The 11,571-nt window shown below is 66.8% G+C and carries 12 protein-coding genes; 6 read left to right on the forward strand and 6 right to left on the reverse strand.

Annotated elements, in window-relative coordinates:
- The first annotated feature begins 160 nt into the window (after positions 1-160).
- Both ACYPYD_RS22370 and ACYPYD_RS22375 read left to right on the forward strand, forming a co-directional pair.
- The gene (locus tag ACYPYD_RS22370; RefSeq protein ID WP_036525634.1) at positions 161-1,489 is read left to right on the forward strand and encodes a sensor histidine kinase; all 1,329 of its coding nucleotides are present in this window, start codon (positions 161-163) and stop codon (positions 1,487-1,489) included.
- Entirely contained in the window at positions 1,482-2,237 is a 756-nt protein-coding gene (locus ACYPYD_RS22375; RefSeq protein WP_459665617.1) for a LytR/AlgR family response regulator transcription factor, read from the forward strand. Before ACYPYD_RS22370 ends, ACYPYD_RS22375 begins: the two co-directional genes overlap by 8 nt.
- Positions 2,238-2,302: 65 nt before the next feature.
- Here ACYPYD_RS22375 and ACYPYD_RS22380 read toward each other — a convergent pair whose 3' ends face one another.
- Positions 2,303-2,626, reverse strand: coding sequence for a UrcA family protein (locus ACYPYD_RS22380; RefSeq protein ID WP_008830926.1), 324 nt, complete (start codon positions 2,624-2,626; stop codon positions 2,303-2,305).
- A 266-nt stretch (positions 2,627-2,892) separates the two neighbouring features.
- Between ACYPYD_RS22380 and ACYPYD_RS22385 the strand changes: the two genes are divergently transcribed.
- From ACYPYD_RS22385 to ACYPYD_RS22395, 3 genes are read left to right on the forward strand one after another with little or no spacing between them, the layout of a single operon-like run.
- A complete protein-coding gene (locus ACYPYD_RS22385) occupies positions 2,893-3,162 on the forward strand; it encodes a hypothetical protein (RefSeq protein WP_036525843.1) in 270 nt (89 codons plus the stop codon).
- A gap of 49 nt (positions 3,163-3,211) precedes the next feature.
- Entirely contained in the window at positions 3,212-4,096 is an 885-nt protein-coding gene (locus ACYPYD_RS22390) for a diacylglycerol kinase family protein (protein WP_459665618.1), read from the forward strand.
- Positions 4,096-4,980, forward strand: coding sequence for a metallophosphoesterase family protein (locus ACYPYD_RS22395; RefSeq protein WP_197524381.1), 885 nt, complete (start codon positions 4,096-4,098; stop codon positions 4,978-4,980). The genes ACYPYD_RS22390 and ACYPYD_RS22395 overlap by 1 nt, the downstream gene beginning before the upstream one ends.
- A 161-nt stretch (positions 4,981-5,141) precedes the next feature.
- On the opposite strand, the gene ACYPYD_RS22400 is transcribed toward ACYPYD_RS22395, so the two are convergent.
- From ACYPYD_RS22400 to ACYPYD_RS22420, 5 genes are all read right to left on the reverse strand, one after another.
- Positions 5,142-5,456, reverse strand: a complete 315-nt coding sequence (locus ACYPYD_RS22400) for a hypothetical protein (RefSeq protein WP_459665620.1) — start codon at positions 5,454-5,456, stop codon at positions 5,142-5,144.
- 129 nt (positions 5,457-5,585) lie between these two features.
- Positions 5,586-6,119 carry a CarD family transcriptional regulator gene (locus tag ACYPYD_RS22405; RefSeq protein WP_008830931.1) on the reverse strand — a complete coding sequence of 178 codons (534 nt, stop codon included), beginning with the start codon at positions 6,117-6,119 and terminating at the stop codon, positions 5,586-5,588.
- A 330-nt stretch (positions 6,120-6,449) separates the two neighbouring features.
- The gene (fdxA, locus tag ACYPYD_RS22410; RefSeq protein ID WP_008830932.1) at positions 6,450-6,788 is read right to left on the reverse strand and encodes a ferredoxin FdxA; all 339 of its coding nucleotides are present in this window, start codon (positions 6,786-6,788) and stop codon (positions 6,450-6,452) included.
- 18 nt (positions 6,789-6,806) lie between these two features.
- The gene (locus ACYPYD_RS22415) at positions 6,807-7,112 is read right to left on the reverse strand and encodes an RNA-binding S4 domain-containing protein (RefSeq protein WP_008830933.1); all 306 of its coding nucleotides are present in this window, start codon (positions 7,110-7,112) and stop codon (positions 6,807-6,809) included.
- Between the two features lie 23 nt (positions 7,113-7,135).
- Positions 7,136-9,682 carry a helicase-related protein gene (locus ACYPYD_RS22420; protein ID WP_459665622.1) on the reverse strand — a complete coding sequence of 849 codons (2,547 nt, stop codon included), beginning with the start codon at positions 9,680-9,682 and terminating at the stop codon, positions 7,136-7,138.
- 168 nt (positions 9,683-9,850) lie between these two features.
- Between ACYPYD_RS22420 and ACYPYD_RS22425 the strand changes: the two genes are divergently transcribed.
- Complete coding sequence (locus ACYPYD_RS22425) at positions 9,851-11,488, forward strand: peptidoglycan DD-metalloendopeptidase family protein (protein WP_459665624.1); 1,638 nt, start codon at positions 9,851-9,853, stop codon at positions 11,486-11,488.
- Positions 11,489-11,571: the final 83 nt, after the last annotated feature.

An 11,571-nucleotide genomic window follows, 5' to 3' on the forward strand; every position in this document is an offset into this window, starting at 1 on the left:
GACAAGCTCAGCCTGAGCGGAATATAGAGTCCGCTCTCCACTCCGCTCAGGCTGAGCTTGTCGAAGCCCCTTCGGCTAGACCCCCCCTTCGACCAACGACAATCTCCGTCCGATGGAAGGTGTGGTGCGACGAACCGTTTTCGCGCTAGACCGGGCGGTAATGTCCGAAGCAGCACCCCCTCCCCGCGTTCCGGCGCGGCTCGTCCTCCTGTCGCTGGCGGCCTTGTGGGCCTGCTACTTCATCGTGGCCAGCTTGCGCGGTCTGGTCATGGGGTTCGACCTCGACTGGTCGTTCCTGTCGCGGCGCCTGACGATCTGCATCGTCTCGATGCTGGTGATGGCCGCCGTCTGGCCGCTGCTCCAGTTGCTGGATCGCAAATCGGGCCGGGTCCGCTTCGCCATCGTGCTGATCGGCGCGTTCCCGCTGTCGCTGGTGCTCAGCATCGTCAACGACGTGATCTTCTCCGACATAGAACGCCCGGCAGCCTACGGCAGCGAGGAAGATGCGGCAGCAGTGGCTGCGGGCAACGTGCGCATCACGCAGGACGAGGCCGGCAACATCCTGGTGGACCTGCCCAAGATCCTGCCGCCGCCCGCTCCCCCCGCCCCGCCCGCACCTGGATCCAGCGAGGTTCCGGACGAGCCGACGGATGCGCCGAGCGAGGAAAGCGGCGCAGCCCAGCCGCAGCATTCCTCGGCGATCACGATCAAGACCAACTCTGCCCTCGGCGCCAATTTCGGGCGCTGGGCGAACATCGCTGACACGGCGTTCGGCCGCTATTTCCTCGTGCTCGCGTGGGTGGCGCTCTACTTCGCGCTCGCCAAGGCCGAGGAGGCCCGCGCGGCAGAACGGCGCGAGGGCGAATACCGCCGCGCCGCCGAACAGGCCGAACTGCGTTCGCTGCGCTATCAGGTGAATCCGCACTTCCTGTTCAACACGCTCAATTCGCTGTCGGCGCTGGTCATGGTCGGACGGCAGGACGATGCCGAAGAGATGATCCAGACGCTGTCGACGTTCTACCGCCGCACTTTGTCAGGTGATCCCACCAACGATCTTTCGCTGGTTGACGAGATAGAGCTGCAGCGCCTTTACTTCGCGATCGAGGCAGTCCGCTTCCCCAATCGATTGCTAACGCATATCGATATTGACGAGGCCGTTCTCGATGCGAAAGTTCCGGGCATGATATTGCAACCACTCGTCGAGAATTCCGTGAAGTATGCCGTCGCCGCGACGCAGCGGCCGGTGACCATTGCCATCGAGGCGCGGCGCGAGGGTGGCCAGCTCGTCGTCGCCGTCCATGACGATGGACCCGGAGAGATGAGCGGCGAGTTGAAGATCAAGACCGAGGGCTGCGGCATCGGCCTCAACAACGTGCGCGACCGCCTGCGGGCGCGTTACGGGGAGGCTGCGACGATCTCCTACGGCAAGCGCCCGAACGGCGGTTTCGCGACGATCCTGCGCATGCCGCTGGAGGCGGGTAATGTCTGAGCCCGAAGGCGCGGCGCCCGCCGCTCCCCTGCGCACCCTGATCGTCGACGACGAGCCGCTGGCGGTCGAGCGCATGCAGGTGATCTGCTCCCGGATCGAAGGAATTTCCGTGATCGGCACGGCGAGCGACGGCCAGGCCGCGCTGCGGCTGATCGATGCGCTGACGCCTGATCTGGTGCTGCTCGACCTGACGATGCCGGAGACCGACGGGCTCACCGTGGCGCGCACGCTGGGCGGCCGGCCGGACGCTCCGGCGGTGATCTTCGTGACCGCGCACGATGAGTTCGCGGTCGAGGCGTTCGATCTCGATGCGGTGGACTATGTCCTCAAGCCGGTGGCGCCTGATCGCCTGCAGCGCGCCGTGACCCGCGTGGTGTCGCGCCGGGGCGAGCGGGCGCAGGTTCCGGCGCTCAGCCAGTGGCTCGACGAATTCTGGGTGCCGCACCGATCCGAACTGGTGCGTGTGCCCGCCGCCGAAGTCCAGCGCATCGATGCCGAGCGCGATTACGTGCGGCTGCATGTGGGGGCGCAGAGCTACCTGCTGCTCCAGACCATCACCAGTCTGGAGGAGCGCCTCGACCCCGAGCGGTTCATCCGTATCCATCGCAGCTGCATCCTGCAACGCAGCCACGTTTCGGGCTTGCGCCACGAAGGGCTTGGCGTCTGGTCGGCGGAAACGGCGGACGGAGAGGCCTTGCGGATCGGTCGAACGTATCTTCCCGGCGTAAAGAAAATGGCGGGCCGCTAAGCCCGCCATCAGGATTTTTCCGGGTCTTTTCTTCTTTTGGGACCTGGATTGATGGGGTTTAAGCCTTAGCCGCCGAGGCGGGTGTCGTCGGCCTTGTCGATCGCGGCGGCGACCTGCTGCTGCACGTTCAGGCGGGCCTGACGGTAGCACTCGGTGTCGACGTTGCTGTCGATGTGGGTGCCCGTCGTCGGGCGGCTGACGCGGCAGACGCTGCGGGCGGCCTTGTTGATGCGCTTCTGCAGCATGCCCTGCCCTTCGACGGTGCCGAGGTCGAGGTCGGCGTAGCGGACTTCGACGCTCTTGGCGAAGGCGGCCGGGGCCGAGAACAGGCCGACGGTGCAGAGGGCTGCGGCGGCGAAGATGGCGGTCTTGGGTGCGGTCTTGAACATGGTATTTTCCTCCTCACGGTGTGAGCCGTGGGGAAGAACTGTGTTCCGTCCGGCTCGATGAGTGTGATGTGCCTCACATCCGGCACACGATCACGCGAAGGTCGATTGCGGGCAGAAGTGATCCGACGAAGGCGCAGGCGGACGGACCAACGACATTTGTAATCGACGAACGACATGCAAGATGATGACGCGTCGTGCGCCACGAGCGATCGAATCGTGCGCAAGGCGGTGGCGCTGCCGCCGCGCAGTCGATAGACTGGCCGCACATGACCCCCCTGATCCTCGTATTCTGCCTCGGAATCGTCAATTTCGCCGCGCACAAGGCGCTGCTCGAAAGCAACCACCCGATGCTGATGCATGTGCCGTGGTTCTTCCAGGCGCTTGGCGGGCGGCTGAGCCTCATCGTCGAGTTCGTAATGCTGGTCGGCGTGATGATCGTCGCGGCGTCGGGGTCGACCGGCTGGGCGCTGCTCTACGCGCTCTATACCGCGCTCAACGGCGTGTCCGCCTGGCTGGTCTTCAGCGGGCGCGTTTGAAGGGAACTTCGCCGGGGAACCCTGCCCCGGCTCGGGCGCTTGTGCGGGCATGACTTCAAACGGCACATCTTCGACAAAGGTCTGGCTCGTCTGCAATGCGGCCAGTGGCAGCAACAACGACGCGGCGGTGGAGGAACTGCTCGCGGCCTTCGAGGCGGCTGGCCTCGGCCCTGACCGGGTGCTGCGCTTTCCCGACGATCCCGCCCCTCAGCCCGCCGATCTCGATGCGGCGGGCGTGGACATGCTGGCGGTATTCGGCGGTGATGGCACGACGCACTCGGTGGTCATGGAGGCCTATGGCTGGGGCGGTGCCGTGCTGGTGCTGCCGGGCGGGACGATGAACCTGCTGGCCAAGCGCATGCACGGCGACGTACCTGCGCCCGAGATCGTCGCGCGACTTTCCGGCGCGGCGCTGAGCACGTTGCGTCCGCCGGTGATCGTCTCCCGCCACGGCATCGGCCTCACCGGCGCGCTCGCCGGGCCGGGGACGGTTTGGAACGAAGTGCGCGAGGCGATGCGCGCGATGAACGTGATCGATTTCGTCGCCTCGACGCGCGAGGCGATCGCCCAGTCCGCGAACGGCCCGAAAGTCATGTGCGCCGAGGTCGGTAGTACGGAGGTCGACGGGGGACGAGAGGAAGGCTATGCCGCGATCACGGTTGTTCCCAAGGACGACGGCCTCCGAGCGAACGGCTATTATGCCGAGTCGCTGGGGGACTACGCCGGGCAAGGCATCGCCCTGCTCAACCGGAACTTTCGCGACGGCCCGCACGACGAACTTGGCCGTCACCCCAGGCTGCGGCTGGTCTGCCCCACGGGCGAGCCGATGGGCCTGCTGATAGACGGCGAGCCGTTCGACGGCGCCGCCGAGGAAATTTTCGAACTGGGCACCTGCGAGGTCGACCTGGTGACGACGAAGGAGTTCGACGGATAATGCACGGCAAGACGGCCTCGATGTACAACGGTCCGTTGCGGTTGTTCCACCTGAGCGACATCCATTTCGGGTTGGTCGATCAGCAGGCCATCGACTGGGCCAAGGCCTGCATCGATCGTGAGATGCCGCATGCCGTCGCGATCACCGGCGACCTGACCATGCGTGCCCGCCACCCCGAATTCCAGGCCGCGTGCGAGTGGATTCAGGGGCTCGACGTGCCGGTGACGGTCGAGGTGGGCAACCACGACATCCCCTACTTCAACCTCTACCAGCGTTTCTTCGACCCCTACCGCCGGTTCAAGGCGATCGAGCGGATGGTCGAGACCCAGCTGGACCTGCCCAACCTCGCCATCGTGCCGCTGCGCACGACCACGCGCGCGCAGTATCAGCGCTTCCCTTGGTCGAATGGCTGGGTGACCGATCATGCCCTGAAGCAGACGCTGGCGCAGATCGACGCCCTGCCCGAAGGCACGCGCGTCCTCGTCACCTGCCACCACCCGCTGCCCGAGCGCCGCGCGGACGGTAAGCTGCTGACCATCAACGGCACCCGCACGATGGAAGTGCTGGCCGGGCGCAAGGTCATGGCGGTGCTCTCGGGCCATATCCACGACCCGTTCGACCTGACCGAGCAGACGCCCGCCGGGCCGCTGCGGATGATCGGTGCGGGCACGCTGTCGAAGCGCATCCGCTCCACCCCGCCTAGCTTCAACGAGATCGTGATCGACGGCGACCAGATCCGGGTGACCGCGCGCAATCTCGAGAAGGTGCCGACCCCGGCGATGCAGATCGACGAAGTGCCGGAAAACGCTCTCCCCCCGCGCGAACCCGGCGAGCCGGTGTCGCCGGTCGGCAAGGTGCCGCCGGTCGATCCGCCGGTGCATTGATAGCTGGAGCTTTCCTCAAGCTCAGCCGTGACCCTTCGACAAGCTCAGGGTGAGCGGAGGTAGTTTAAACCTCTCGGCGAAGGGCGTTATAAACCTCCCACCCGCTCATCCTGAGCTTGTCGAAGGATGGGAGGAGGCACCATCGCCCTCCCCGCGCGCGATCAGATCGCCTTTTCGCGCAAGTCCTGCATCGCGCCGTAATCGTTGCGCGCACGGTCGCAGGCGGCTTCGGAACCACGCTGGCAGTCGCGGGTGTTCTTCTCGTAGCTGCGGTTGAGCTTGCCCAGTTCCTCATCCCGCTTGCGCAGGGCGCGACCGCGCTTTTCGTCGGATTCGGACTGGCTGGTGGTGGTCCAGTCCACCGCCTTGCCCGCCACGCGTACCGGGGCGGTGACGATGCTGGCGGCGGTGCGCACGCAGCCCGAGAGCATCGGCAGGGCCATCAGCACGGCGACAGAGAGGACAATTCGTTTCACCACGCCAATTTCACACGCGCCGGATGATAGCGCAATGAACAATCGCCTCTAAAACGCCGGACTACAAACGACAGGGGCCGCTCCCTTGCGGAAGCGGCCCCATGGTTTCACGTGGAACGCCTGAAAGGATCAGGCGGTCTCGGCGGTGTCGTAGTACTTGGGCGCGTGCTCGTTGAGGATCGCGAGGATCTTCTTGAGCGCGGCCTGCTCGTCGGTCTTTTCCATTGCCGCGAGTTCGCGGGCCAGGCGCGACGAAGCGGCTTCGAAGATCTGACGCTCCGAATAGCTCTGTTCGGGCTGGTCGTCGGCGCGGAACAGGTCGCGGGTCACTTCTGCGATCGACACGAGGTCGCCCGAGTTGATCTTCGCTTCGTATTCCTGGGCACGGCGCGACCACATGGTGCGCTTCACCTTGGGCTTGCCCTTGAGGGTATCGAGCGCTTCGCGCAGGGTCTTGTCCGAAGACAACTTGCGCATGCCGATCGATTCGACCTTGTTGACGGGAACGCGCAGGGTCATGCGCTCTTTCTCGAACCGCAACACGTAAAGCTCGAGCTGCATCCCGGCGATTTCCTGCTTCTGCAGCTCAATAACCCGACCAACACCGTGCTTCGGGTAAACGACGTAATCTCCAACATCGAATGCATCGATCCTGGTTGCCATGTATCGTCCTTTCACCTGCAGGGTTCCAGTTTGTTCAAATCGGGAGATAACCGGGGGTGCGACAGGGAGACGAATCGTCTCCGCGCCCGGTCAGATCACTCTCCCAACCGTCTGCTTTCGAACCCTGCCTCGCAATGAAAATGCCTGCCGAACGAGCAGAAGGCTCGGGCAGTTGAACGATTATATAGCAGCAATATGCCAAAAAATCCAGAGGCGCGTAAACGTTTCCGTTTCGCGCCTCATGGGTCTTCCGTGGCTCTGTTGCACAAAGCGCAAACCACGGGAATCTGCGGGTTTTGATCGGCGAGCCTCAGGCCCGCCGCAGCAGGATCAGTCGCCTTCGCCGGGTTCGGGCGAGAAATACTTTTCGAACTTGCCTTCCTCGCCCTTCATCGCGTCGGCATCGTCCGGCGCGTCCTTGCGGGTGGTGAGGTTGGGCCATTCCGCCGAATACTTGGCGTTGATCTCCATCCACTGCTCAAGGCCGCTCTCGGTGTCGGGCAGGATCGCTTCCGCCGGGCATTCGGGCTCGCACACGCCGCAGTCGATGCATTCGCTGGGGTTGATGACCAGCATGTTCTCGCCTTCGTAGAAGCAGTCCACGGGGCAGACTTCCACGCAGTCCGTGTACTTGCACCTGATGCAGGCGTCGGTGACGACATACGTCATGAGTGCGGTATCCTTCCTTCAGGCGTCATTCGATTCGGGCGCAGCTATGGGATCGACGGGCCTGCCGTCAAGCACTCTGTAGCAGCTGACAGCTTCGCTATAGGGTCCGCGCCGTTCGGGCAAGGATAGGACTTCTATCACCCGCACGCCTCCAGCTATCGGAAGCGTCAGCACGTCGCCCGCCGCGATCTTCTGGTGGGCGCGGTCGATGCGGCGGCCATTGAGCCGCATGTGGCCCTCTTCGGCCAGCGTCTGCGCGACCGGCCGGGTCCTGGCGAGGCGCAGGAACCACAGCAGCTTGTCGACGCGCATCCCTGTCGCCATCGGTCCTCCCTAACGCACCCGGCCTACCGCACCATGTCCGCAAGCGCCGCGAAGGCGCCGTCGCGCCGTACCGGAGCCGCGCGCTCGGGCTCGGCCTGGCGGCGGGGCGGACGCCAGCGCCAGCGCACCGGGGCGGGCGGCCCGTGCTGTCCTTCCGCCAGCGCGCGCGGCATCAGCGGCTGGAATCCGCCGAGCCGGAGCAGCCGCGCATAGCTGGAGGTCGTCAGTCCCATCGAGACCGCCCGCGCCGGATCGAGCGCGAAGCTGCCGCGCTTTTCCGCCGCACGAAGTTCATGCGCTTCGCGCAGCAGCTTCTCGGCCATGTCGAGGCGCAGCAATTGCTTGCCCAGCGCGCGGTAGCCGGGCGGCGGGCGGTGGTTTCCGGCAGGCAGCACCGGCGGCATGTCGGGAGCGGGCGCTCCGCCCTCCTTCTTGCCCGAAACTTTCGCCAGCTGCCGCCACAGCGCGATGACCGGCGTGCGCAGCATGGCGGGCACGAAGAGGTCGAGCGCCCCTACCCTCACGCCCAGCCGCGCCAGCATCGTGCGGCGCTGCTTGTCGAGTCGGTCCAGCCCCGATTCCTCGCGCGGGGTCATGCCGCCGCGCTCGACCAGGGTGATGAGCAGCGCGCGCAAGTCCGACCCGGCGTCGGTCGCGCGGCTTGCCTCGTCCAATTTGGCGAGCGGGGCGAGCGGCTTCAGCGCCGCCTCCAGCCACACTTCCAGCGCGGCGACGAGCGCCTTGCGCGACACGTCGGGCACGGCATCGAGCGCGCGGTCGGGCACCATCACCGGCGTCAGCAGCGAGCGGCCGGGCGCGAGGCTCGCCAGCTTCTGCCCGTCCCAGACAAGCGCGCCGTCGGCCAGGGTGATCGCGGCGGTGCCTTCGTGAATGCCCGTGACCAGCGCATCGGCACGCGTGCCGAGCAGCGTGGACAAGTGCCTTTCCGCCGCCGCCAGCAGCAGCTTGCGATCAGACAGGCGCGCGCCGGGATCGACCTGGAAGGTGAAGCCGCGCAGCGAGCCGATGTGCTCGCCCTCGACCAGCACTTCCTCGTCTTCCAGCCGGACCGAGAGCAGTCCGGTATCCGGTCCCAGCTTCTTCATCAGAACGGCCGTCCTGCGGTTGATGAATCGTTCCGTCAGCTTTCCGTGAAGTGCGTCCGAAAGTCGAGCCTCAACCGCACGGGCGCGGGCGGCCATTTCGTCGCGCGCGAGTACCCAATCGGGACGCTGGGCGATGTAGGCCCACGAACGGATCGCGGCGATGCGGCCCTGCAGCGTGTCGATGTCGCCGCCGGTGCGGTCCAGTTGCGCGATCTGCCCGGCGACGAAATCGGCCCCGAGTTCGCCGCTGCGGAGGTCCTGCCACAGCCGCGCGACGAAGCGCGAATGCGTCTCCACGCCCTGCTGGCGGAAGTCGGGAAGGCGGCACACGTCCCAGAAGCGGCGTACCTGACCGAATCCGCGAACGGTGTCGGCCACCGGCCCCTCGTCCGCGAGGCGCTTGAGCACGGCAAGGTCGATGGCCTCGGGCGCAGGCGCGAGTTCGGGGCGCAGCGGCGGCGTCTCGAGGTCGGCGATCAGGGTGGCGAGGCTGTCGAAGCGGGGCTCCGGCTCGCGCCAGAACAGCTTGGTCAGCGGCGCGAAACGGTGTTCCTCGATCGCGTAGATTTCTTCCGGATCGAATTCGGAATCGTGGCCGCCCGTTCCCGTCAGCGTGCCGAAGCTGCCGTCCTTCTGGTGGCGCCCTGCCCGCCCGGCGATCTGCGCCATCTCGGGCGGCGTCAGGCGGCGGTGGCGGCGGCCGTCGTACTTGGAGAGGCCCGCGAAGGCGACATGCTCGACATCGAGGTTGAGGCCCATGCCGATCGCGTCGGTGGCGACGAGGTAGTCCACCTCCCCCGACTGGTAGAGCGCGACTTGCGCATTGCGCGTCTGCGGGCTGAGCGCACCCATCACCACCGCCGCGCCGCCTCGGAACCGGCGCAGCATTTCGGCGATGGCATAGACCTGCTCGGTCGAGAAGGCGACGATGGCGCTACGGGGCGGCACGCGGCTGAGCTTCTTCGCGCCCGCGTGAGTCAGGGTGGAGAAGCGCGGGCGGGTGACGACCTCCACCCCGGGCACCAGCGCCTTCACCAGCGGCTCGGCGGTAGAGGAGCCGAGGATCATCGTCTCCTCCCTGCCCCGTGCGTGCAGCAGGCGATCGGTGAAGACATGGCCGCGCTCGCGATCCGCCGCCAGTTGCGCCTCGTCGATGGCGACGAAGGCCATCGAGCGTTCGCTCACCGGCATCGCCTCGGCCGTGCAGAGCAGATAGCGGGCGTTCTTCGGCTCGATCCGCTCCTCGCCGGTGATGAGCGCGACGCTGGCCTCGCCCTTGATCTTGACCACGCGGTCGTAGACCTCGCGCGCCAATAGGCGCAGCGGGAAGCCGATCATGCCGCTGGAGTGGGCGCACATCCGCTCTATCGCGAGGTGTGTCTTGCCGGTGTTGGTCGGGCCAAGCACCGCCTTCACCGCGCCGGGAGCGTCCTTTAATGCCGAGCCGTTCCGGTGCTGAACCATTATGCCGGTGAATGTGGCACCGCAGCCCGCCGCTCGCAAGACTCGGGGTATCCCGCAGACCCCCCTGAATCCACAGTCTTAGGATGTTCGTAACCTTGTTCGGGCAGGGAAATTGCGCGAGGTCCGCCGCCGCGGACCAAAGGGTTGCAACGAAGGAACCGCGCGAAGGTGTTGAAGCCGCAGCAGCGCGATCGCAAGGATCGCGCTGAAACTCAGAAACTGGACGGGCTGACGCCTGCGGCCACGCGGCGCGACGATGCCGTGCTTCTGGTGTTTCCCGCCGAGCAAGGCCGTTCTCGGCCAGCGGTCCCGGATCAGGTCCGGGACGACGAAGCTTCACCCCGCCCTTCCCTGCGCGCCCGGGTCGAGAACTGGTGCTACCGCATCGAGCTGGCGCCCGACCTTGCCGCCGACATCGGCAGCCGCAAGTGGCTGCGCGGGCTCGCCACGATGCTGGGCCTCAGCGGCGCGGCGCTGGCCCTGCTCCCCGGTTTCAGCGCGGTCGAGGCTGCGGCGACGATGCCGCTGGACGCCAGCCAGCAGGGCGAATTCCGCAGCCAGTCGATCGCCCCGCTCGCTCTCGGCGCCGACACCGGCCGCCACATGGGCGCGACGCCGCTGGTCAGCCCGCTGACCGGCGTGCCCGAGCGGCCGACCGTGCAACTGACCTCGACGCTGGGACACGGCGACACCCTCCCCGGCCTGCTCCAGCGCGCGGGACTGGGATCGGCCGAGGTGGCGCAAGTGACGCAGCTTGTCGGCCAGGTCGTGCCGGCCGGAGAGATCGGTTCGGGCACGCAGTTCGACATCACGCTGGGCCGCCGTCCCGCCGAGGGCGCGGCGCGGGCGCTCGATTCGCTGTCGTTCCGGGCGCGCTTCGACCTCGATCTTTCCATCGAGCGCGGTGCCGGTGGTCTGATGGCGGTGCGCCATCCGATCCGGGTCGACGAGACCCCGCTGCGCATTCGCGGCACGGTAGGCTCCAGCCTCTACCGCTCGGCGCGCAATGCCGGGGCGCCGGTGGGGGCGATCCAGTCGTACTTGCGCGCGGTGGACAAGTATCTCAGCCTCGACAGCGACCTGCGCTCGGGCGACGAATTCGACATGATCCTGTCCTACAAACGCTCGGCCAAGGGCGAGCGTGAGGTGGGCGACCTGCTCTATGCAGGCGTCGCGCGGGGCGGGAAGCCGCAACTGCAGCTGATGCGCTGGGGCAACGACGGGCAGATGTTCGCCGCCAGCTCCATCGGCCAGCCGCGCGCGGTGCCGATCGGCCAGCCGGTGGCGAGCACGCGGATCACTTCGCCTTATGGCGGGCGGCGCCATCCAATCCTGGGCTACGTGCGGATGCATGCCGGTATCGACTTCGGCGCGCCTTATGGAGCGCCGATCTATGCGGTGGCGGACGGCGTGGTGACCTTCGCCGGGCGGCATGGCGGGCACGGCAACTACGTGCGGCTGCAGCACGGCGGCGGTCTCGGCACCGGCTACGGCCACATGAGCCGCATCGCCGTCAGCAATGGTACGCATGTGCGAGCCGGGCAGGTGATCGGCTATGTGGGCTCCACCGGGCTTTCGACGGGACCGCATCTGCACTTCGAGGCCTATCGCGGCGGGCGCACCATCAACCCGGCGGGAATCGCGGTGATCCAGCGGCCCGAGATCGACGGGCGCGAGCGCGATGCCTTCAAGGCCCGGCTCAACGCGCTGCTGGGCGTGACTCCGGGCGCGGCGCTGGGATCGATCGAGCCGGTGGCGAGCGATCCGGTCGAGACCACGCGCGAGATCGACAAGCTGGGGCGCTGATGCCCTATCCTCCCCGTTGCGCAGCAATGGGGAGGGGGACCGCCGACGAAGTCGGAGGTGGAGGGGAGCCGGGCCCCGCCGTC

Source organism: Novosphingobium sp. 11B (assembly GCF_054589055.1).